Genomic DNA, 21,863 nt, shown 5'->3' with positions numbered 1-21,863 from the left:
TCAGCTCGCTGAGAGCACGCTTTTGATTTACCGAGTGGAATCAGAAATCCACCGTCGCTGAAAGCAGATAAGTTCTCGGTGTCGACAACGTCAACCCCGGTTCACTGTCATCCGAAGCGCCTGCTGAACTCCAGTAGCGTTTATCCAGCACGTTCTCGACGTTGGCGCGCAGGGTGATGGTTTTCTCATCGACCTTGAAGGCGTACCGCGTACCCACGTCAAAGCGCTCCCAGGAGTCGATTTCCTTGTTGTTCGACTGATCCAGATACTGCGAGCTGGAATAAATGCCGCGCCCGCTCAACGTCAGGCCCTGCACCGTCGGCACGTCCCACTCGGCGCCGAGATTGACGTTGTATTTCGGCGTGGCCGGCGCGCGATTGCCGTCGAACGTGCCGTTGGTGGTGTGGGTCAGCTCGCTGTCGATGTACATCACGCCGCCGAGCAACCGAAGGCCTTTGAGCGGTTCGCCAAACATGCTCAGCTCCACGCCGTTGTTCTGTCGTTTGCCGTTCGGGCCGAAGACCCGGGTCGTGGCGTTGGTTTCATAGGCGGGTTGCTTGATCCTGAATACTGCTGCCGTTAAAGCATACGAACCGGCGTCGTACTTGGCACCGATCTCGACCTGACGGCTGATAAACGGCGGGAAGATTTCGTCTTCGTTCACTGACGTTGACGGCGCGATCTTGCCCTGGCTCAGGCCTTCCATGTAGTTGGCGTAGAGCGACAGCTTGTCAGTCGCCTTGAACAGAATGCCGCCCGAGGGCGAAACCTTTTCCTCGTCGTAAGCCGTGTCGCCTTTGACGTCATCGCTCCAGTCATCGACTTTCACTCGTTGCCAGCGCGCACCGAGGGTCAGCAGCAATCGATCGTCGAAAAAGCCCAGGGTGTCGGATAACGCCACGCCGCTGAAGCGGTTTTCCGTGTAGACCTTGGCGTCGTAGCGCGTCGGCGTGCCGGGTTTCGCGGTTTCCACCGGGTCGTACAGGTTGCTGCGACCGGCCGCGTAACGCGCGCCGCCATTCTCGAAATCCATATAAAAGTAGCTGGCCGCCAGATTGACTTCATGGCTCACCGGCCCGGTATGGAACCAGTTGCGCACGCCGGCGGTGGCGGTACGGACATTCTCGTCGCGGGTGAAGTCGCGCGGCAGTACGCTGAAATCGCCGGCATCGTTGGTGACGGAAACGGCGTGGCGCAAGAAGTCATGATTACTTTTGCGCGCGCCGACGCCGCCGTACAGCATCACCGAATCATTGACGTCGAACTCGGCGTTGAACGTGCCGAAGGTGTCCTCGGTTTTCGCCTGAGTCCACGGTTGCGCGTAGTTGCGATGCACCTTGTTCGCGCTCGGAACCTTGGCATTGGCCGCGACCTGCACGCGCTCCTGCGGCGCGTCGGTATCGCGTTCGGTGTGGCCGATATCGGTCGAAAGTCGCAAGCGCTCACCGCGAAAATCCAGGCCGAGCACGGCCATGTCGCGGTCGACACTTTGATGATCCCACTCGGTATCACCGGACTGCTTGACGCCGTTGAAACGCAAGCCGAACTGATTGTCCTCACCGAACCGCCGGCCGACATCCACCGCGCCGCCAACCTGATTGTTCGACGCATAATTGGCCGTCAGCGAGGTGATTGGTTTGTCGGTGGCACGCTTGGGCACCACGTTGATGCCCCCGCCCACGCTACCCCGTGGCGAGATGCCGTTGATGAGTTGGCTCGGGCCTTTGAGAATGTCGACGCGATCGGCCATTTCCATGTCGATCGTGTAAGTCGGCAAAACACCGTAGAGGCCGTTATAGGCCACGTCGCTGTTGAACAGACTGAAACCACGGATGGTGAATTGCTCGTAACGGCCACCGGCCGGGTTGGTCGCGCGCACCGACGGGTCGCTGGCGATCAGATCGCCCAGCGTACGGGCCTGTTGGTTTTTCACCGTCTCGCTGGTGTAGGTGGTCATGCTGAACGGGGTTTCCATGAAGTCTTTCGACCCCAGCAAACCCTGTGAACCGCGACGCGCGACCTGGCCGCCGGCAAACACATCGGCATCGCTGGAACCGGTGGCACCGAGAATCGACGTCGGCGCCAGTTGCAGGCTGCTGCCCTCGGCGGCTGGAATCAGTGTGTAGGCCTGCTCGCCCAGCGGTTGCAGTTGCAGACCGGAACCCAGCAACAAGCGAGCAAACCCCTCCTCCACAGCGAATTCGCCGGACAAACCGTTGCTGTTGCGGCCACTCACCAGTGCCGGATCGACCGACAGATTGACCCCGGCCAAACCGGCAAATCTTGTCAACGCTGCACTCAGGCTGCCAGCCGGCACCTGATAGCTGCGCCGGGCGTCTTCGGCACAACTGGTCTGGATCAACACGGGGCTGGCACTCAGGCTCAGCAAAAGGCTCAACTGCAACAACGGACGCAAACGACTTGGAAATACTGCGGGCATTGGAAGACGCTCTCGATTTGTTCACTTGCCTGGAATGACCAGCGAGGCGAAAAAAGGGACAGGCTTCAGACGAAATTTTTTCGCGGCGTCAGCGTTACCCAGAAACGCGTGCGCGAATGCACCTCCAACGGCAGGCTCGCCGCCAGCAGCGCCAGCACTTTATCGGTGTCGTCGAGACGGAAACTGCCGGTGACACGTAGACGTTCAAGTCCCGGCTCCCAGCGCAGAAGCCCCGAGCGATAACGGCTCAACTCGCGAAGAAAATCCCCCAACGGCTGGTTTTGCGCCATCAACACACCGTCACGCCAGCCCGGCATTTTGGCGTCGAACAGCGCGACCGGCCCGGCGCCGGAAGCGTGCAGATTGACCTGTTGCCCGGCGCTCAACCAAAGTGCCGGCCCGCGCAACGGCTGCAATTGCACCGAGCCGCTGACCACCGACACGTTGCAGTCACGCTCGTTGAGGCGCACGCAGATTTCGCTGCGGCTGACAACGATCCGACCGTACGGCGCGTTGACCGTCAACGCCGTGCTACCCGGAACGTTGAGCGCCATTTCGCCGCGCACCAACGTCAATTGACGGCTGGCCAGATCGACGTTCACCGCACTGGCGGTGTTCAGTTGCAAGGTGCTGCCGTCGGCCAGCCGTGTTCGCTTGTGCTCTCCGGTGGAAGTCTGCAAATCCGCGCGCCAGACGTCGAGCGGCAACTGGCGACTGATCAGCCACGCCGCAGGCACCAAAGCCGCCAGCCCCAGCGCCCTTTTCAATGCTGCCCGCCGCGCCAGATCCGGGCGATCGAGTGTGGCCATGGCCAATTCTGCTGGCAGACTGGAAAAGCGCTGACGCAACGATTGAAGCTTCTGCCAGGCGTTTTCATGGCGGCTATCGCTGTCGCGCCAGTGCTTCAGTCGCACGTGATCGGCTTCACTGGCCTCGCCGGATTCGAGCAATGCCAACCACTGTGCGGCGGCACGGGCGACTTCACGCGCTTCGTTGCCGGGCGCGACACGCATCATAGATCCAACATCAAACAATGCTCGTAAGCCTGCGCCATATAACGTTTTATTGTGCGTTCTGAGACCTGCAAGCGCTCGGCGATTTCGCGGTAACCGAGGCCTTCAAGCTGACTCCACAAAAACGCCCGGCGCACAGCCCGGGGCAAACCATCGAGCAGTTCATCCAGCGCTTGCAGGGTTTCCAGCAGCAGCCAACGTTGTTCGGGCGACGGCACGCACTCCTCCGGCAACTGCGCCAAGGCTTCGAGGTAGGCTTTTTCCAGACTGCGGCGGGTGTAGAAATTGCTCAGCAGGCGTTTGCCCACGGTCAGCAAATACGCGCGCGGTTCACGCACGTCGGCAATCGGCTGAGCGCTGCACAGCACGCGCAAGAACGTGTCCTGGCTCAGGTCCGCCGCATCCCAGGCATTGCCCATGCGCCGGCGCAGCCAGGTTTCCAGCCAGCCTCGGTGATCGCGATACAGTTCGTGCAGGTGCTGCGGCGATGGCGTCGCTGCTTCAGTCATCTCAAGAGTCCTGCGCGAAGTCAGTTTCAAATGAGAGTGATTCTATTTAACTTCAGCGCCGAGACAAAGCCTTTTTTAACCGCGACAGCTTTCATGAGCGCTTCAAGGTCTCGCTCGGCAACTCCTTGAACAATGCCCGGTAACTGCTGGAAAACCTTCCCAAATGCCAGAACGACCAGTGCATCGCCACCTCGGCCACGGTGGTCTCCGTTGGCCGGCGCTTGAGCAATTCACGGTGTGCGCTGTTCAACCGGCGCAGGCGCAGCCAGTGACTCGGGGTCATCCCGGTGTAGGCCTTGAATGCCTGCTGCAATTGGCGCAACGGCACGCCTGCCACGTGTGACAGCTCAAGCAGATTGACGGTGTCTTCCGGCGAATCCGCCGCCCATTCCCCCACCCGTTTCATGATCATCCGCTCTTCGCTACGCCGCTGTAATCCGCCGCGATCGAGGCTGGTGTGAGCGTTGTCGAGGATGAACAGGCAGTCTTCAAGTAGCTGCTGCGTCAATGACTCTTTATCAAGCAGATCAACAGCTTGCGACAACTTCGTGAGAGTTGAGCTTAACCAGCGACTGAACAAGGCGTTCTGCCCGCAATTGAGTTGCGTCATGAACAACCCTTCGAGTTTCGCCACATTCAGACCGTGCTGACGGACAAACTCCGGACCGAACACCACGGCGATTTCCTGGTAGTTCTCCGGGGTGATCCAGATGTTGCGGCTCTCTTCATTGAGCAGATACAGCGCGTTGTCACTGCGATCGAAACAGAACGCCAAAGCACCCGATGGCGCGCTGAAGTTCTGCTCGACGCGGGTGTTCATCTGCTCTTCGTAGACCTCGACACCCTGCAGATCCAGATAGCGGATCTGCCCGGCGAAATGGCCCGGCGACATTTGTTGGTAATGCTGGACCCAGCCCGGTGTGGCGCGGACTTGCTCGGCCACATCGGCGGTGTTGAACGCTTGAACCTGGAGCGAATTGCACGTTGTCATGGGGTGACCTTGCGCACTCTTTTGGTGCGCTTTGGTGCTGCTTAAAGTGGATAGATGGAACTGCAAGGCTCGCCCAAGATAGTCGTCAACGCGCCACAGGGGAAGGGGCGGAAGATGAAACCCGCCCTCCCCGGCGTCTATAAAACCAATAACGAGGTCTTTATGAATGCCCCTTTCGATCAGCTGTTCACATGGCTGAAAGATCACAAGATTACCGAAGTTGAATGTGTGGTCAGCGACCTGACCGGCATTGCCCGCGGCAAGATCGCACCGACCAACAAGTTCCTGCATGAGCGAGGCATGCGCCTGCCGGAAAGTGTGCTGCTGCAAACGGTAACCGGGGATTTTGTCGACGACGACATCTACTACGATCTGCTCGATCCTGCCGATATCGACATGGTCTGCAAGCCAGTGGCTGACGCGGTCTACGTGATTCCATGGGCGATCGAGCCGACCGCCATCGTCATCCACGACACCTTCGACAAGTTCGGCAACCCGATCGAACTGTCGCCGCGCAACGTGTTGAAGAAAGTCTTGCAGCTGTACACCGACAAAGGCTGGAAGCCGATTGTGGCGCCGGAAATGGAGTTCTACCTGACCCAACGCTGCGAAGACCCGGACTTGCCGCTGAAGGCACCGCTCGGCCGCTCGGGCCGTGCTGAAAGCGGTCGTCAGTCGTTCTCCATCGACGCCGCCAACGAATTCGATCCCTTATTCGAAGACGTCTACGACTGGTGCGAACTGCAAGGCCTGGACCTCGACACGCTGATCCACGAAGACGGCCCGGCGCAGATGGAAATCAACTTCCGTCATGGCGACGCACTGGATCTGGCCGACCAGATCACCGTGTTCAAGCGCACCATGCGTGAGGCAGCGCTCAAGCACAACGTTGCGGCGACGTTCATGGCCAAGCCGATCGGCGACGAGCCTGGCAGCGCCATGCACATTCACCAGAGCGTGGTGGACATTGCCACGGGCAAACCGATCTTTGCTAACGCTGACGGGCAGATGAGCGAACTGTTTCTGCACTACATCGGCGGTTTGCAGAAATACATCCCGAAAGTGCTGCCGATGTTCGCGCCGAACGTCAACTCGTTCCGCCGCTTCCTGCCGGACACCTCGGCGCCGGTCAACGTCGAATGGGGCGAAGAAAACCGCACCGTCGGCCTGCGTGTGCCAACGTCTAGCCCGGAAGCCATGCGCGTGGAAAACCGTCTGCCGGGCGCCGATGCCAACCCGTACCTGGCGATTGCCGCGAGTTTGCTCTGCGGTTACATCGGCATGGTTGAAGGCATCGAACCGAGCGCTGCGGTCCATGGCCGTGCTTACGAGCGCCGCAACCTGCGCCTGCCGATCACCATCGAGGAAGCGCTGACGCAAATGGAAGAGTGCGAGACCGTTGCGCAGTACCTGGGCGACAAGTTTGTCCGTGGCTACGTCGCGGTGAAACGTGCCGAGCATGAAAACTTCAAGCGCGTGATCAGTTCGTGGGAGCGTGAGTTCCTGATGCTGAGCGTCTGAGCAAAGCCAAAAGATCCCCTGTGTCGATCGTTCCCACGCTCTGCGTGGGAATGCAGCCCGGACGCTCCGCGTCCCATCCAAAGCCGAACGCGGAGCGTCCGTTGAGGCATTCCCACGCAGAGCGTGGGAACGATCATTCGAAAAAGAGGTGTCGAAATGCGTCTGTTGAAATCCGTACTCCCGGTTGCCCTGAGCGTGCTGTTTAGCGCTGTAGCTCACGCCCAGCCGACGGTCAGCATCTACAACTGGACCGACTACATCGGCGAAACCACCCTCGCCGACTTCCAGAGCAAATCCGGGATCAAGGTGATCTACGACGTTTTCGACTCCAACGAAACCCTCGAAGGCAAACTGCTCGCCGGTCGCACCGGCTATGACGTAGTAGTGCCGTCCAACCATTTCCTCGCGCGTCAGGTGAAGGCTGGCGCGTTCCTCAAACTCGACCGTTCGCAACTGCCGAACTGGAAAAACCTCGACCCGAAACTGCTCGAGCTGTTGGAGAAAAACGACCCGGGCAACCAGCATTCGGTGCCGTACCTGTGGGGCACCAATGGCATCGGCTACAACGTCGACAAGGTCAAGCAAGTGCTGGGCATCGACCACATCGATTCCTGGGCCGTGCTGTTCGAACCCGAGAACCTGAAAAAACTCACCCAGTGCGGCGTGTCGATGATGGACTCCGCCGACGAAGTCTTCCCGGCGATGCTCAATTACATGGGCCTGGACCCGCGCAGCGAAAACCCGGAAGACTATAAAAAGGCTGAAGCGAAACTGCTCAGCATCCGTCCGTACATCACCTATTTCCATTCCTCGAAATACGTGTCGGATCTGGCCAACGGTGACATCTGCGTGGCCTTCGGTTACTCCGGCGACGTGTTCCAGGCCGCCAACCGCGCCAAGGAAGCCAAGAACGGCGTGAACATCGCTTACGCCATTCCGAAGGAAGGCGCCAACCTCTGGTTTGATCTGTTGGCCATCCCCGCCGATGCGAGCAACACCAAAGAAGCCCACGCCTTCATCAATTACCTGCTCGATCCGCAAGTGATCGCCAAAGTCAGCGCTTCGGTGGGTTACGCCAACCCGAACCCGGCCGCCAAGCAGTTCATGGATCCGGAACTGGTCAACAACCCAGAGGTTTACCCACCTCAAGCCGTGCTCGATAAACTCTACATTTCTACCACCCCGCCCCAGGCAATCATGCGTCTGATGACCCGCTCCTGGAGCAAAGTGAAGTCGAACAAATGAATCAGTACACCCAAGAACACGCTCGCTCCTACTACGCTGCTTCGGCGCGGGCGACCACACCTTATCCGGTATTGGACGCTGACCTGACAGCCGATGTCTGCGTGATCGGCGGCGGGTTCACCGGGGTCAACACCGCCATAGAACTGGCTCAGCGCGGATTGTCGGTGGTGTTGATCGAAGCCCGGCGCATCGGCTGGGGCGCCAGCGGGCGCAACGGCGGTCAGTTGATTCGCGGGATCGGTCATGAAGTTGAAGGCTTCGCCAAATATGTCGGCCAGGAAGGCGTGCGTTATTTGCAGCGCGCCGGCATCGATTCGGTGGAACTGGTGCGTCAGCGCATCGGCGACAACGGCATCGAATGTGATCTGCGCTGGGGCTTCTGCGATCTGGCCAATACCCCGGCGCAGTTCGCGGCCTTCAAGGATGAGCTGGTCGACCTCGCCGAACTCGGTTATGCCCACGAAACCCGTCTGATCGGCCCGGAGCAGATCCGCCAGCAAGTGGTGAATTCCGACATCTATGCCGGCGGACTGGTCGACATGGGTTCCGGGCACCTGCACCCGCTGGATCTGGTGCAGGGCGAAGCGCGACTGGCGGCGTCACTCGGCGTGCGAATTTTCGAGCAGAGTGAAGTGCTGGAAATCATCCACGGCCCGACCGTGCAGGTGCGTTGCGCCAAGGGCTCAGTGCGTGCCGGCAGTCTGGTGCTCGGCTGCAACGCGCATCTGGACGACCTCGAACAACAACTCAGTGGCAAAGTCCTGCCCGCCGGCAGTTACATCATCGCCACTGAGCCATTGTCCGAAGAACGCGCCGCGCAACTGATCCCGCACAATCTGGCGGTGTGCGACCAGAAAGTCGGCCTCGATTACTACCGGCTCTCGGCGGACCGGCGCCTGCTGTTCGGCGGTGCCTGCCACTATTCCGGGCGCGATCCGGCGGACATCGCCGCTTACATGCGCCCGAAGATGCTCAAGGTCTTCCCGCAACTGGCCGACGTGCGCATCGATTACCAGTGGGGTGGGAAGATTGGCATCACCGCCAACCGCTTTCCGCAGGTCGGCCGGCTCAAGCAGCACCCGAACGTGTTCTATGCGCAGGGTTATTCCGGCCATGGCCTGAACGTCACGCACTGGTGCGCGAAACTGCTCGGCGAGGCAATTCATGCCGGTCACAGCCAAGGCATGGACGTGTTCAGCGGCGTGCCGCACATGACCTTCCCCGGAGGCCCGGCCTTGCGTTCGCCACTGCTGGCACTGGGGATGTTCTGGTATCGCCTGCGGGAAATGCTCGGCTGACAGCACAAACCGCGCTGACACGCTCTAATCGTTCCCGGCTTTGATCGTTCCCACGCTCTGCGTGGGAACGATCAGGTCGCGGCAGGTGAGCTATTCACATTTGCTCTATCGCCAAGCACTTCTATATTGATGAGGTGCTTTGGCGTTCCTGACGCTCAGTGCCCAATCAATCGAGGAGGACATGGATGAAGTCGTCAGCCACCGACGAGCCGCGAGCACCAGGCCAAGCCCCAGTCAAAACCCGCCGTTTCAGCATTTCACTCGTCTGGATCGTGCCGATTGTGGCGGTGCTCGTGGGCATCTCGCTGGTGGTGCACAACGTGATGCAGGAAGGGCCGACGATCATCGTCAACTTCAAGACCGGCAGCGGCCTGACGGCCAACAAGACCGAGGTCAAATACCGCAACGTGGTCATCGGTCAGGTGACAGACGTCGAGTTGAGTAACGACCAGAAAAGTGTCGACGCCACCATCAAACTGTCCAAACAGGCGGAAACCTTCACGCGCGAAGACTCACAGTTCTGGGTGGTTCGCCCGCGCATTGGCGCCGGTGGCGTTTCGGGTATCGACACCCTGCTTTCCGGTGACTACATCGGTGCCGACATCGGTCAGGCCGACAACCGCGCCAAACACTTCAAAGGCTTGGAAAATCCGCCGCCGATCACCTACGGCGAACCGGGCAAGCGCTTCATGCTGCATGCACCGGACCTCGGTTCGCTGGACATCGGTTCTCCGGTTTATTACCGCAAGATTCCGGTCGGTCAGGTCGTCACCTACGCCCTCAATCCCGAAGGCAAAGGGGTGGACATCGAGGTGTTCATTCACGCGCCGAACGACGCGTTCGTCACTGAAAATACCCGCTTCTGGAATGCCAGCGGCATCGACATCAATGTCGGTGCCAACGGCTTTGCCGTGAAGACCGAATCGCTGTCGACGATGCTGGTGGGCGGTATTGCGTTCCGCGCTCCGGATTACAGTCCCAACGATGTGGCCGCCGCTGACGACAAGGATTTCGAACTGTTCGCCGACCAGCAGAGTGCCCTCGCCCCGCCGAACGGCAAGGCGCAATACATGGTGCTGCGATTCGACCAGTCGCTGCGCGGACTCAAGGTCGATGCGCCGGTCGAGTTCCTCGGTATGGAAATCGGCCGGGTCGTGGGCATCAACCTGGATTTCGATGCAAAAAAACGCACCTTCCCGCTTAATGTCGGCATCGTCATTTACCCGCAGCGTCTCGGTCAGGCCTACAAAAAGATGCTCACCGAATTCAAGCACGACCCTAACGACGAAGCCGCTGGCATCCGCCTGCTGGGCACTTTCGTCGATAATGGCCTGCGTGCCCAGGCCCGCAGTGGCAACCTGCTGACCGGCCAGTTGTACGTGGCACTGGACTTCTTTCCGAAAGCGGAGAAAGTCGCGTTCGATCCAAGCGCTCGTCCGGTCGTTCTACCGACCGTTCCGGGCAGCCTCGAACAGTTGCAGGAAAAACTCGAAGCGATGGTCGACAAGCTCAACAAACTGCCGGTTGAACGGATTGCCGGTAACCTCGACAGCAATCTGGTCGAGCTGCGCAAAGGCCTGAGCCAGTTCAACGCCAAGACCCTGCCGGGCGTGCAGAGCACCCTTGCCGACGTCAGCAAGACCTTGCAGTCCGCCAGTTCGACCCTGGCCGAAGATTCGCCACAACGCGAGAAACTCACGGAAACCCTCGACGAACTCGGGCGGATGTCGCGCTCGCTGCGTGAGCTGTCGGATTACCTGGGCCGACATCCGGAATCGCTGATTCGCGGTCGTCCCGATAACGCCGCGCCGCTGGATCTGAAAGGGCCACCACGCAATTGAGCACAGGAGCTACCACAATGGCTTTACCGCTGAAGATCACCGTGCTCGCTGCCGTGTTGCTGTTGGGCGCCTGCCGCAGCGACCCGATCAGCTTTCACACCCTGACCCCGGTGCAACTGAGTAACAAGGGCGGCGGCACGCAGATTCCGATCGAAGCCCTCAGCGTTCCGCCACAGGTCGACCGCGCGCAAATCGTTATCCGCCAAGGCAACAGCGGCCTGGCGATTCTGGAAACCGATTGGTGGGGCGCGACACTTGCCGATGAGCTGCGCGGTGCGCTGAGCGATCAATTGAGCAATACCGGCGGCCAGGGCGCTACCTCGGTACGCATCGAAGTGCAGCGCTTCGATTCGATCCCGGGGCAGTACGCCTTGATCGACGCCAAATGGCGTCTGCGTCCATCAGGGGCGACCGACAGTGGACTGCTGACCTGCCGCTCGACCTTGCAAACACCTTCAGGCCCGAGCATCGATGAGCTGGTGACGGCCCAGCAGAACAACGTCAAACGCCTGGCTGCGGCGATCAGTCAGGCTGCCGGCAATCCGCGCGGCTGCCCGCCCGCGTCCTGAATCAGCGTCACAGTAAAGCGACAGCCATTCGGCTCACGGGTGGTGAGTTTCACCTGCCATTGTTGCTGGCTGCAGATCCGCTGCACCAGTGAAAGCCCCAAGCCGAGCCCTTCGCCGCGCTGTTCGTCACCGCGCACGAAAGGCTGGAACATCGCATGGCGCTGTTCTTCCGGGATACCGATGCCGCTGTCTTCGACCACGAAGCTGTTTTCCTGCAAGGTCAGTCGCACAAAACCGTGGTCGGTGTAATGCCAGGCGTTGCGCAACAGGTTGCCCATCACTGATTGCAGAAAGGTCAGGTTGAAGCGTCCGGCGCCGGCGTGCTGCGGATCGTAGACAAACTCCAGGCCTTTTTCGCGGATCAAGCGGCCCCACACCTCTGTCTGCGCATCGGCAATCTCCTTCAGTGTGCAGGTGGACTGCACGCGGACTTCTTCGGGTTTGCGCGCCAGCATCAGAAAGGTTTCGACCAATTGGCGCATCTCGTGGCTGGCCCGGGCAATCCGGCTGACTTGCGCCGTCGAGCGGGCATCAAGCGACGGATTCGCCAGCAGCAACTCACAGGACGTGCTCAGCACCATCAACGGCGTGCGCAGTTCATGGCTGACATCGCTGGTGAACAGTTTCTCCCGGCTCAAGGTGGCGCGCAGACGTCCCAACGTCTGATCGAACGACAGCGCCAGCTCGCCGACCTCATCAGCGGCGTAATCGGGATGCAACGGCGGCGCCACCTCGATGAGCTGATCGCGGTGGCGCACCTGGCGGGCCAGACGAATCACCGGCGCCATGACCCGTCGCGCCAGCAAGCGGCCCAGAATAATCGCCAGAATCACGCTGAGGATGAACCCGACAATTACCACAATAAACAGCAGATGCTCACGTTGTTCGAGGCTTTCCTGATCGCGCAGCAGGACGTATTTGCGCCCGCCGACGGCTTCGACCATGGCGTAGAAAGCGTCACCGTGAAAAGTGATTTCCTGAAAGCCCAAGGGCAGCGCCGCCAGTTGCCGGGTCAGTGCCAACGGCCCCTGGCCACCCTCGAAAAAAAACAATTCGCCCTTTTCCGGGGCGTGGCTCCAGTGACTGATGTCATCCATTGCCAATAAACGGCGTAGACCTCCGCTTAGCGTGGTGGTGGTCAACTTGCGCTCGACCACGTGCACGCTGGCGACGATCCCCAACGCAAACACACCGGCCACAAGAGCACTCATCAGGGCGAACACGATCACGATCCGTTTTGTCAGGCTTTGCTTGAGATCCATGCGTTCGAACGACTCCTGAGTGTTTATCCGGCTAGCCCGGCGCTATGCCGTTGCGTGACAGCCTGAGCTTCACCGCAACGATGGAGACTTGTTAAGGCCCCTCGATAAACAAAAACAACAATTGAGTTTGTTTATCAAATAGGCGCTTTAGTTTGTCCGAAGTAACTTCTGGCAATTTTTTCACATGTTCTTCACCGCGCCCCGACGACCTTGAACGTAGTGTTCAGCCAGCATTCAAGTAAACAGTCGTAAAGTTGCTCGCTGCCCAAGCCTTGCGTTGCACTGAATGAACTATCTGGCGTTTAAAGAGGCAACATTGTGGCGCAATTATTTCAGTTGAAACATTTATTTCGGTACCGGCGTACGCCGCGCTTTCGGCTATGGGTTGCACTCGTGTGCGTCATCGCACTGGCCATTCTGGTCAGTGGTTTTGTCTGGTGGCCGCGCTCACCGACCGACCTCGATCATGCCGGGCACAGCACCACCGCTCAATGGATAAAAGCCTGGCGGGCCGGTGAAGTCGTTGCGCTGGTGCGACACACCGAACGCTGCGATCGTTCGAGCAATACTTGCCTGGGCCCGGCGGATGGCATCACCGAAGTGGGCAGTCGCGCGGCGCAAGCGGTCGGTCAAGGCTTCGTCAGACTGGGCATGCAGCAGGCCGTGGTGTTGAGCAGCCCGCTGACCCGCACGGCGCAAACCGCGCATTACATGTTCGGCCACGACGCCAGCGCCGAAGACTGGCTGGCCACCTGCGGCCCGACACTTCGCGATGACATCGTCGCGCGCAAAGTGGCGCAGCAGAATCTTGTACTGGTCACGCACAGCGGCTGTATCAGTGATTTTGAAAAACAGACCGGTTTTCCTCACGCGATTGCCGCCGAGTATGGCAGTACCTTACTTGTACGAATTGATGACCGGAAACAACTTACAGTGCTGGGCATTATCAATACACCGTTCTGGCAGATATTAGACGTTACACATAAACAATGAAAAAACCGCCACGGCTTCTAGTGTTTTAAGCCAGATACTATTTATTCGCCCCAAGGCTCAGTCATGACGTCCGATACCCCTCCGTTGCGCCACGCTGCCCGTCATTTGATGCAACCTCCCTCGCTGATCGAACACTGGGCGATCCCTGGGTTGGTCCTGGCGTTTGTGCTGTTTTATCTGTTGCCGCTGATGAGCCACGGTTTGTGGATTCCCGACGAAACCCGTTACGGCCAGATCAGCCAGGAAATGCTGCTGAGCGGCAACTGGGTCGCGCCGCATTTCATGGGCATTCGCTATTTCGAGAAACCGATTGCCGGATACTGGATGATCGCCATCGGCCAGGCGATTTTCGGCGACAACCTGTTCGGTGTGCGCATCGCTTCGGCGGTGAGTACGGGCGTCAGCGTCTGGATCGCCTATCTGTTGGCACGCAGGCTCTGGAACAACCCGCGGATCAGCGCGGCATGTGCCTTGCTGTACATGAGTTTTGGCCTGATCGCCGGTCAGGCAGGCTACGCCAACCTCGATCCGCAGTTCACCTTGTGGGTCAACCTCAGTCTGGTAGCGGTGTGGTTTGCCATCGACAGCACCACCCCCAAGGCCCGTCTCGGCAGTTGGGCATTGCTCGGCGCCGCTTGTGGCATGGGCCTGATGACCAAAGGCTTTCTGGCCCTGCTGCTGCCGGTGCTGATCGCCCTGCCCTACATGATCTGGCAACGCCGTTTCAGCGAACTGCTGCGCTACGGCCCGGTGGCGATACTGGTGGCCGCATTGGTCAGCGTGCCGTGGGCACTGGCGGTACACGTGCGCGAGCCGGACTTCTGGCGGTTTTTCTTCTGGCATGAACACATCCGCCGTTTCGCCGCTGGCGATGATGCCCAGCATGCACGGCCGTGGTGGTTCTATCTGCCGTTGCTGTTTGCTTCGACGTTGCCATGGGCGCTGTTGTTGCCGTCGACGCTGATTCGTACCTGGCGTGAAAAACGCGAGGCAAAAACCGCGTTTCTGGCGCTGTGGTTTGTGCTGCCGCTGATCTTTTTCAGTCTGAGCAGCGGCAAGCTGCCGACCTACATCATGCCGTGCCTGTTTCCTCTGGCCCTGCTGATGGGCTACACCGTGGTGAACTGGCTGGAGCAGCGCAACACGCAGGTTCTGCGCCTGAACGGCGTGATCAATACCGTAATGGGCAGCGTTGCCCTGATTGCGCTGATCTACCTGCAAGCGAGCAAGGAACTCTACGAAAACACCGAGATGTTCAGCCTGTCGCTGGTGTATATCGTGCTGATCGGCTGGATCATCGCCAATGCCCTGCAAGTCATGCGGCCGCTGACGATGTGGGCCATGCCGGCGCTCGGCATCGGTCTGCTGATCGCCTTGCTGCCCGCCGCAATGCCGGCGCAAATCGTCGACAGCAAGATGCCCGACCAGTTTATTGCCGAGCATCAACAGGCCTTGAGCGAAGCGTCCTCGCTGTTGAGTAATGACCTTGGCGCCGCGTCGGCCTTGGCCTGGCGTCTGAAGCGGCCGCAAGTGGATCTGTTCAATACCGTCGGTGAACTGAAATACGGCCTCGACGATCCGGCCATGGCTGCCCGCAAGGTCGGTCTGGATGATGTCGGCCAATGGATGACCGAAGCGCGCAAAAAAGGCTCGGTGGCGGTGGTGATGCGCGTCAACAGCACCCAGGAAGCGCAGGAAATCGAGCTGTTGCCGGCTGACGGCAAGCATTACCAGCGCGGCAATCTGCAGATCTACATTTTCGCCAAGCGCCAGCCATGACCGCAACGGCCAAAGAACGCAGGGCGTTATGGATTCTTCTCGCAGCGACTGCGCTGATGTTGCTGCTTGGGCTGGGCAGCCGCGAACTCTGGGGCGCGGAAACCCGCTGGGCCAATATCGCGTTGCAGATGCTGCAAAGTGGTGATTACTTCGACCCGTATCTCAAGGGCGATCCGTACTACGACAAACCATTGCTGTCGTACTGGCTGATCACCGCGACGTCCTGGCTGACCGGAGGCCTGGGGCCGTGGTCATTGCGCTTGTCGTCGGTTATTTCGGCGTGGATCAGCGTATGGCTGGTGTACCTCTTGGGCGAGCAATTGTTTCGCAAAGGCACCGGGCTGATTGCCGGATGGATGTTGGCGACCACATTCTATTTCGTCTTCTGGGCGCGGGTCGCGACGGCCGACATCCTCACAGTCTGCGGTGTTCTCGCGGCGGTGTGGTGGTATTGGCGTGGGCCGGATGACACCCGGCTCTGGCGCTATGGGGTGTTTTTTTGCCTGTTGGCGCTGACATCACTGTTCAAGGGCCTGATCGGTTTCATCCTGCCGGGGCTGCTGCTGTTGCCGCATCTGCTGCAAGACGGACGCTGGAAACGCCATCTCAACCGGCGCCTGTGCGCCGCGCTGCTGATCGCCGGGGCGTTCTATGGATTGCCGTTCCTGCTCTCGAATGTCTACGGATCCCCCGACTATCGGCAAAGCGGTCTGGAACTGGTGTTGCGCGAAAACGTCGTGCGGTTTTTCCAGCCGTTCGACAACATCGGCCCGATCTACACCTATTTGTTGTACTTGCCGGTCTACACCCTGCCGTGGGCGCCGTGCTGGATCATCGCCCTGTGGGTGGCGCTGCGAAACTGGCGAAACATTGAGCCGGACACCCGCTGGCTGATTCAGGGTCTCGGCCTGTTGCTGCTGTTTTTCACCGCCAGCGGCAGCCGACGCAGCTATTACGTGTTGCCTCTGGTGCCGTTCGCGCAACTGCTCGGTGCGTGGTGGATTACCCGCCGGATGGCCGCGCGCAACCTTCAAGGGCGTGGCTTGCACGTCGGCTTTGCGATCGCCACGGCGGTCATGGTCGGCGTGCTCGGTGTGTTGTATCCGTGGACCAACAGCGGAGGCGGCGTGATCCGCTTCGGTGAAACGGTACGCGAACAGGCCAGCCAGCAGGCACCGTTGAGTCAGTGGCGTATGGTCATGATCGAGGTCGACAACAAAGTCCCGATGTACCTGCAAACCGGCGGTGCGCCCTTCTACTACGTGCCGGAAACTGCGGACTTTCCGCGTACCGGCAACAGTGCGGCGTTATTAGCCTGGCTGGAGCGCAGCAGCGGTCAGCACTGGGACGCGCAACACACCATCATTGTTGCCCAATACCGCAGTGGTGATCCGCTGCCACTCGACTACCTGAGCGCCGATCACCGGGCCATCAGCACCACGCCAACCCGCGGCGAACAGGTGTTCCATGGCCGCACCGACCAGAGCGTCGCCTACATCCCCAATCCCTCCTGAATAGCTGACGCGGAATGACGCACGGCAACCGTGCGTCACCGAGTCGCTGCTAATCTGAATGGCAATGACATGTATTAACGGTTTGTTTGACGTTTTTTTCTCATTTGCCTCTCTACATTGCCTGCGGCTGAATATCTGCAAATCATTCGCATTGCAGTCTGCCCGCGAATGCCTGCCCATAACGTCTAAAAAATCAGGAGCGTTACCGTTATGAATCCAAAGGTCCCGTCCTTTCTGAAACGCGCATTGCTGGTCAGCGCCCTGCTCAGTGCCGGTCAGGCGTTTGCCGCTGACAGCGTTGGCCTGCTGGTCTACAACGCCCAGCATGAAAGCCTGACCAAAGCCTGGGTGGCCGGTTTTACTGAAGAGACCGGGATTCCGGTGACGATTCGCAATGGCGATGACACCGAAATGGGCAACCAGATCGTGCAGGAAGGCGCGGCCTCGCCGGCAGACGTGTTCCTCACCGAAAACTCACCGGCGATGGTATTGGTCGACAACGCCAAACTGCTCGCCCCGATTGCACCTGCCACGCAGCAACAAGTGGACGCGGCGTACCGCCCGGCTCATGGCCAATGGATCGGCATCGCCGCGCGTTCGACGGTGTTCGTCTACAACCCGGCGAAACTCGCGGAAAAAGACCTGCCGAAATCCCTGCTCGACCTGGCTAAACCGGAGTGGAAAGGCCGCTGGGCTGCTTCACCCGCTGGTGCGGACTTCCAGGCCATCGTCGCGGCCGTGCTGGAACAGAAAGGCGAAACGGCTACCCTCGACTGGCTCAAAGGCATGAAAACCAACGCCAGCGTGTACCGCGGCAACAGCGCCGTGCTCAAAGCGGTGAACGCCGGGCAGATCGACAGCGGCGTGATCTACCACTATTACAGCTTCGTCGATCAGTCCAAGACCGGCGAAAACAGCCAGAACACCAAGCTCTACTACTTCAAGCACCAGGATCCGGGCGCGTTTGTCAGCACGTCCGGCGCGGGCGTACTGGCCTCCAGCAAACATCAGGAAGAGGCGCAGAAGTTCGTCAAATACATCACCGGCAAAGAAGGCCAGGAGATTCTCCACAGCGGCACCTCGTTTGAGTACGCGGTCGGCAAAGACGCGCCGTCCAACCCGAAACTGACGCCGTTGAAGGATCTCGACGCGCCTACAGTCGACGCGTCGAAACTCGACAGCAAGAAAGCCGTCGAGCTGATGACCCAGGCGGGAATCCTGTAAGTGCTCCCCGAAACCCTACCCGCGCAGGTTGCAGTGACCGCCTCCGCGAGCCTTAGACTTAAACCCCGCGCCCTCACCGGTCGCGGGGGCTCGTGGGTGGTTGCGCTGGCGATCGGTGTTTCATTACTGTCGCTGCTGCCGATCGCGTTTGTCCTCGGCGTGTCGTGGGCCACCGGTTGGGCAACCATCGAAGCCTTGGTGTTTCGTCCACGGGTGGCGGAACTGCTGATCAACACCGTGTTGCTGGTGTTGATCACCTTGCCGCTGTGCATTCTGCTCGGCACCGCACTGGCATGGCTGACCGAACGCACCGATCTGCCCGGTCGACGCCTATGGTCATTGCTGGCCGTGGCGCCACTGGCGATACCGGCCTTCGTGCATAGCTATGCGTGGGTCAGCCTGATTCCATCGATTCACGGTTTATCGGCCGGCGTGCTGGTGTCGGTGATCGCCTATTTTCCGTTTCTCTACTTGCCGATTGCCGCAACCTTGCGCCGACTTGATCCGGCGATCGAAGACGTCGCCGAATCCCTCGGTCTCAAGCCTTGGGCGGTGTTTTTCCGGGTGGTGTTGCCGCAGTTGCGCCTGGCGATCTGTGGCGGTGCGTTGCTGGTCGGGCTGCATTTGCTGGCCGAATATGGCCTGTACGCGATGATTCGTTTCGACACGTTCACCACGGCGATTTTCGATCAGTTCAAATCGACCTTCAACGGCCCGGCAGCGAACATGCTGGCGGGCGTTCTGGCGTTGTGCTGCCTGGCGATGCTCACCGCCGAATCCGCCGCCCGGGGCAAGGCGCGCTATGCGCGCGTGGGTTCCGGCAGTGCCCGCGAACAACGCACGGTTCGGCTCGGTCGTGGCAGCGTGATCCTCGGGCTCGGTCTGCAAGTGCTGACCTGCCTGCTCGCCCTCGGCGTGCCGCTGCTGACATTGAGTCGCTGGTTGATCGCCGGTGGCTGGGACGTGTGGGGCGGCGACGAACTGTTGCCTGCGCTGCTGCAAACCCTGTCGTTTGGCGTCGCCGGTGCGCTGTTGACCAGTCTGGCGGCGATTCCGATTGCCTGGCTGTCGATCCGCGCGCCGGGCAAATTGCAGCGTCTGCTCGAAGGCTGCAACTACATCACCAGTTCCCTGCCGGGGATTGTCGTGGCGCTGGCACTGGTCACCGTGACCATCCATTTCGCCCGGCCGATCTACCAGACCACCATCACCGTGCTGCTCGCCTATCTGCTGATGTTCCTGCCACGCGCACTGGTCAGCCTGCGTGCCGGTTTTGCCCAGGCGCCAGTAGAACTGGAGAACATTGCGCAAAGCCTCGGCCGATCACCCCTGCGCGCCTTGTGGCTGATCACCTTGCGCCTCGCGGCACCGGGCGCTGCCGCCGGCGCCGCGCTGGTGTTTCTGGCGATTACCAATGAACTGACCGCGACCTTGCTGCTCGCCCCCAACGGCACCCGTACGCTGGCCACCGGCTTCTGGGCGATGACCAGCGAAATCGATTACGCCGCCGCCGCGCCTTACGCACTGTTGATGGTGCTGCTTTCGCTGCCGCTGACGGCCCTCCTCTATCACCAATCCAGGCGCACCGCTGGCCGATGAACGCACTCGAACTGATCTCCCTGAACAAGTCCTTTGGCGCCCAGAAAGCGCTGGATGACATCTGCCTGTCAGTGCCGACCGGCAGCCGCACGGTGATTGTCGGCCCGTCCGGCTCCGGCAAAACCACGCTGTTGCGGATAATTGCCGGGTTTGAATTCCCCGACGCCGGCAGCCTGACCCTCAACGGTCAGGTGCTGGTCGACAGCACCCATGCGGTGCCCGCCTACCAACGGCAGATCGGCTATGTTCCGCAGGACGGCGCGTTGTTTCCGCACATGACCGTCGCCGCCAATATCGGGTTCGGCCTGGCACTGACCGGCGCGGCCAGACACGAGCGGATCAAGGAGCTGATGGACAGCGTCGCGCTGGACGCCAACATGGCCGAGCGTTGGCCCCATGAACTGTCTGGCGGCCAGCAGCAACGAGTGTCCCTCGCCCGGGCCCTCGCGCAGCAGCCACGGCTGATGCTGCTGGATGAACCGTTCTCCGCCCTCGACACCGGCCTGCGCAGCGCCATGCGCAAAATGGTCGCGCGCTTGCTTGAGGACGCCGGCGTCACCACGATTCTGGTGACCCACGATCAGGGCGAAGCGCTGTCCTTTGCCGATCAGTTGGCAGTGATGCGCGGCGGGCGGCTGGTGCAGTCCGGGCATCCGATGGACCTTTACCGCTTTCCCCGCGACGAGCAAACCGCACATTTTCTCGGCGAAGCCGTGGTGATGCCGGCACGGATCGAATCCGGTCTGGCCCACTGCGATCTCGGTCAAGTGCCGGTGAACAGCAACGGTTTTATTGGCGACGCGCAGATCATGCTCAGGCCCGAGCAGTTGCAGTTGTCCGGCGCCGTAATCGGCACACAAGGCTGCCCCGCCGTGGTCACTGAGCGCGATTTTGCCGGCAACACCTGCACCCTCACCGTCGAACTGCGTTCGCCGATCACTCAGGATCCCGGGCGGTCGCTGCTGGTGCGCAGCTCCGGCATGCACGCGCCGCCTGCTGGCAGCGACGTGCAGTTATCGGTGCTCGGTGCGGCGCATCTGTTCGCCGCGTCCTGATTACAGATCGAAGCGATCCACCGCACGCCGCCGCTCGTTGTCATCACGCACATCGTAGTTGGCGGTGGTCTGGATGTTGCTGTGGTGCGCGAGTTTCTGCGCGATCGACAGATCATGTTCCTCGATGACCCGCGTGATAAACGAGCGACGGAAGTCGTGCGGCATGATCTTCACCCCGACCTGCGTGCCGCGCTGACGGGCGATGTAGTAGATCGCGTGTTTGGTGATGCGCTCGCGGGTGATGTGGCTGCCGCGACGGATGCGGTTGAACAGAAAGGCATCGTCGCGCTCGCCTTCCTTCAGTTGCGAGCGCCGCAGTTCCAGCCACGCATCAAGTTTGGCGAATGCCCAGGCCGGCGCGTACTTGATCAGTTGTTTGTTGCCTTTGCCGGTGACGGTCAGGCTGCGCTCAGTGAAGTCGACCTGATTCAAGTCCAGGTCCACCGACTCCGATTTGCGCATGCCGGTGCCGTACAACAACGCAATCACCGCTGCGTCGCGCAGCCCTTGCGGACGCGGATCGGCGGCGCAGACTTCCATCAATTCGTGGATCAAGGTGCGCTTCAAGTTGCGCCCCTGGGACAAGCGCGTGCCGGCAATGGCTTTGACCGAACGCATTTTCAACAAATGATCCTGAGAGATCAGGCTCATGCGCCAGGCTTCATTCATCACACCGCGCACGGCATTCACATAAAGCGAAGAAGTGTTGGGCGCATAGTTGTCTTCGCGCAAAGCGGCGACCAGCGCAACAACATCTTCAGGTTGTAATGCGTGCCAGGGAATATCCTCGACATTCATGTCTTCAAAGCCGAGGCGGTCGGCCGCATCCTGCAAAACATAGCGCATGGTCAGCTGGCTGGAGGGGGCCAGGCGCGCCAGATACAGGGTCATCGGATTGGTTTGGCGGGTTTGCAGCGGTACAACGGACAAGTCAGTCAAACGTAAAGGCCTTGAGTAAAAACAATTCAACACACCAACTAATAACTGCAACATTCCCAGTGTAAGGGGAA

At 60.2% G+C, this 21,863-nt stretch carries 17 protein-coding genes; 11 read left to right on the top strand and 6 right to left on the bottom strand.

The window, feature by feature from the left end; all coding sequences use genetic code 11:
* Positions 1-40 precede the first annotated feature (40 nt).
* The 4 genes from AB4O11_RS23045 to AB4O11_RS23030 all read right to left on the bottom strand — a co-directional run bounded on the left by AB4O11_RS23045 (position 41) and on the right by AB4O11_RS23030 (position 4,953).
* On the bottom strand, positions 41-2,440 hold the full coding sequence (locus AB4O11_RS23045; RefSeq protein WP_460128716.1) for a TonB-dependent siderophore receptor: 2,400 nt from the start codon (positions 2,438-2,440) through the stop codon (positions 41-43).
* 65 nt (positions 2,441-2,505) lie between these two features.
* A complete protein-coding gene (locus AB4O11_RS23040; RefSeq protein WP_460128714.1) occupies positions 2,506-3,456 on the bottom strand; it encodes a FecR domain-containing protein in 951 nt (316 codons plus the stop codon).
* Positions 3,453-3,962, bottom strand: coding sequence for a sigma-70 family RNA polymerase sigma factor (locus AB4O11_RS23035; protein WP_116256183.1), 510 nt, complete (start codon positions 3,960-3,962; stop codon positions 3,453-3,455). Before AB4O11_RS23035 ends, AB4O11_RS23040 begins: the two co-directional genes overlap by 4 nt.
* Before the next feature lie 91 nt (positions 3,963-4,053).
* On the bottom strand, positions 4,054-4,953 hold the full coding sequence (locus AB4O11_RS23030; RefSeq protein ID WP_194935055.1) for a helix-turn-helix domain-containing protein: 900 nt from the start codon (positions 4,951-4,953) through the stop codon (positions 4,054-4,056).
* A gap of 162 nt (positions 4,954-5,115) precedes the next feature.
* On the opposite strand from AB4O11_RS23030, the gene AB4O11_RS23025 reads away from it, so the two are divergent.
* The 5 genes from AB4O11_RS23025 (at position 5,116) to AB4O11_RS23005 (ending at position 11,427) form a co-directional block, all read left to right on the top strand.
* Positions 5,116-6,474: a glutamine synthetase family protein gene (locus tag AB4O11_RS23025; RefSeq protein ID WP_099759124.1), complete on the top strand. Its 1,359-nt coding sequence runs from the start codon at positions 5,116-5,118 to the stop codon at positions 6,472-6,474.
* A 156-nt stretch (positions 6,475-6,630) separates the two neighbouring features.
* A complete protein-coding gene (locus tag AB4O11_RS23020; protein ID WP_460128711.1) occupies positions 6,631-7,719 on the top strand; it encodes a polyamine ABC transporter substrate-binding protein in 1,089 nt (362 codons plus the stop codon).
* The gene (locus tag AB4O11_RS23015) at positions 7,716-9,017 is read left to right on the top strand and encodes an NAD(P)/FAD-dependent oxidoreductase (RefSeq protein ID WP_460090865.1); all 1,302 of its coding nucleotides are present in this window, start codon (positions 7,716-7,718) and stop codon (positions 9,015-9,017) included. The genes AB4O11_RS23020 and AB4O11_RS23015 overlap by 4 nt, the downstream gene beginning before the upstream one ends.
* Before the next feature lie 185 nt (positions 9,018-9,202).
* The gene (locus AB4O11_RS23010; protein WP_093432672.1) at positions 9,203-10,858 is read left to right on the top strand and encodes a PqiB family protein; all 1,656 of its coding nucleotides are present in this window, start codon (positions 9,203-9,205) and stop codon (positions 10,856-10,858) included.
* A gap of 17 nt (positions 10,859-10,875) precedes the next feature.
* Complete coding sequence (locus AB4O11_RS23005) at positions 10,876-11,427, top strand: PqiC family protein (RefSeq protein ID WP_175554290.1); 552 nt, start codon at positions 10,876-10,878, stop codon at positions 11,425-11,427.
* Here the strand turns inward: AB4O11_RS23005 and AB4O11_RS23000 are convergent.
* On the bottom strand, positions 11,385-12,689 hold the full coding sequence (locus AB4O11_RS23000; protein WP_460090861.1) for a sensor histidine kinase: 1,305 nt from the start codon (positions 12,687-12,689) through the stop codon (positions 11,385-11,387). The genes AB4O11_RS23005 and AB4O11_RS23000 overlap by 43 nt on opposite strands.
* Before the next feature lie 393 nt (positions 12,690-13,082).
* Here AB4O11_RS23000 and pmrG point away from each other — a divergent pair, with 393 nt between their 5' ends.
* The 6 genes from pmrG (at position 13,083) to AB4O11_RS22970 (ending at position 20,853) form a co-directional block, all read left to right on the top strand.
* The gene (pmrG, locus tag AB4O11_RS22995) at positions 13,083-13,682 is read left to right on the top strand and encodes a lipopolysaccharide core heptose(II)-phosphate phosphatase PmrG (RefSeq protein ID WP_427120128.1); all 600 of its coding nucleotides are present in this window, start codon (positions 13,083-13,085) and stop codon (positions 13,680-13,682) included.
* A gap of 63 nt (positions 13,683-13,745) precedes the next feature.
* Complete coding sequence (gene arnT, locus AB4O11_RS22990) at positions 13,746-15,461, top strand: lipid IV(A) 4-amino-4-deoxy-L-arabinosyltransferase (protein WP_460128708.1); 1,716 nt, start codon at positions 13,746-13,748, stop codon at positions 15,459-15,461.
* Entirely contained in the window at positions 15,458-16,975 is a 1,518-nt protein-coding gene (locus AB4O11_RS22985) for an ArnT family glycosyltransferase (protein ID WP_460128706.1), read from the top strand. Before arnT ends, AB4O11_RS22985 begins: the two co-directional genes overlap by 4 nt.
* 210 nt (positions 16,976-17,185) lie before the next feature.
* Positions 17,186-18,199 (top strand): iron ABC transporter substrate-binding protein, encoded by a 1,014-nt coding sequence (locus AB4O11_RS22980; protein ID WP_016983392.1) that lies wholly within the window; start codon positions 17,186-17,188, stop codon positions 18,197-18,199.
* On the top strand, positions 18,200-19,798 hold the full coding sequence (locus AB4O11_RS22975) for an ABC transporter permease (protein ID WP_407047299.1): 1,599 nt from the start codon (positions 18,200-18,202) through the stop codon (positions 19,796-19,798). It abuts the gene before it with no gap.
* Positions 19,795-20,853, top strand: coding sequence for an ABC transporter ATP-binding protein (locus AB4O11_RS22970; RefSeq protein WP_460128704.1), 1,059 nt, complete (start codon positions 19,795-19,797; stop codon positions 20,851-20,853). Before AB4O11_RS22975 ends, AB4O11_RS22970 begins: the two co-directional genes overlap by 4 nt.
* Here the strand turns inward: AB4O11_RS22970 and AB4O11_RS22965 are convergent, their stop codons facing one another.
* Positions 20,854-21,744: a site-specific integrase gene (locus AB4O11_RS22965; RefSeq protein ID WP_049802099.1), complete on the bottom strand. Its 891-nt coding sequence runs from the start codon at positions 21,742-21,744 to the stop codon at positions 20,854-20,856.
* Positions 21,745-21,863 lie beyond the last annotated feature (119 nt).

The organism is Pseudomonas sp. H1_D05 (assembly GCF_054682705.1).
This window is presented reverse-complemented; position numbering and strand designations above follow the sequence as displayed.

What these genes read in the sequence shown, in the direction of transcription:
- AB4O11_RS23045 (WP_460128716.1), bottom strand. Translation starts at nt 2,440, where the DNA reads ATGCCCGCAGTATTTCCAAGTCGTTTGCGTCCGTTGTTGCAGTTGAGC.
- AB4O11_RS23040 (WP_460128714.1), bottom strand. Translation starts at nt 3,456, where the DNA reads ATGATGCGTGTCGCGCCCGGCAACGAAGCGCGTGAAGTCGCCCGTGCC.
- AB4O11_RS23035 (WP_116256183.1), bottom strand. Translation starts at nt 3,962, where the DNA reads ATGACTGAAGCAGCGACGCCATCGCCGCAGCACCTGCACGAACTGTAT.
- AB4O11_RS23030 (WP_194935055.1), bottom strand. Translation starts at nt 4,953, where the DNA reads ATGACAACGTGCAATTCGCTCCAGGTTCAAGCGTTCAACACCGCCGAT.
- AB4O11_RS23025 (WP_099759124.1), top strand. Translation starts at nt 5,116, where the DNA reads ATGAATGCCCCTTTCGATCAGCTGTTCACATGGCTGAAAGATCACAAG.
- AB4O11_RS23020 (WP_460128711.1), top strand. Translation starts at nt 6,631, where the DNA reads ATGCGTCTGTTGAAATCCGTACTCCCGGTTGCCCTGAGCGTGCTGTTT.
- AB4O11_RS23015 (WP_460090865.1), top strand. Translation starts at nt 7,716, where the DNA reads ATGAATCAGTACACCCAAGAACACGCTCGCTCCTACTACGCTGCTTCG.
- AB4O11_RS23010 (WP_093432672.1), top strand. Translation starts at nt 9,203, where the DNA reads ATGAAGTCGTCAGCCACCGACGAGCCGCGAGCACCAGGCCAAGCCCCA.
- AB4O11_RS23005 (WP_175554290.1), top strand. Translation starts at nt 10,876, where the DNA reads ATGGCTTTACCGCTGAAGATCACCGTGCTCGCTGCCGTGTTGCTGTTG.
- AB4O11_RS23000 (WP_460090861.1), bottom strand. Translation starts at nt 12,689, where the DNA reads ATGGATCTCAAGCAAAGCCTGACAAAACGGATCGTGATCGTGTTCGCC.
- arnT (WP_460128708.1), top strand. Translation starts at nt 13,746, where the DNA reads ATGACGTCCGATACCCCTCCGTTGCGCCACGCTGCCCGTCATTTGATG.
- AB4O11_RS22985 (WP_460128706.1), top strand. Translation starts at nt 15,458, where the DNA reads ATGACCGCAACGGCCAAAGAACGCAGGGCGTTATGGATTCTTCTCGCA.
- AB4O11_RS22980 (WP_016983392.1), top strand. Translation starts at nt 17,186, where the DNA reads ATGAATCCAAAGGTCCCGTCCTTTCTGAAACGCGCATTGCTGGTCAGC.
- AB4O11_RS22970 (WP_460128704.1), top strand. Translation starts at nt 19,795, where the DNA reads ATGAACGCACTCGAACTGATCTCCCTGAACAAGTCCTTTGGCGCCCAG.
- AB4O11_RS22965 (WP_049802099.1), bottom strand. Translation starts at nt 21,744, where the DNA reads ATGACCCTGTATCTGGCGCGCCTGGCCCCCTCCAGCCAGCTGACCATG.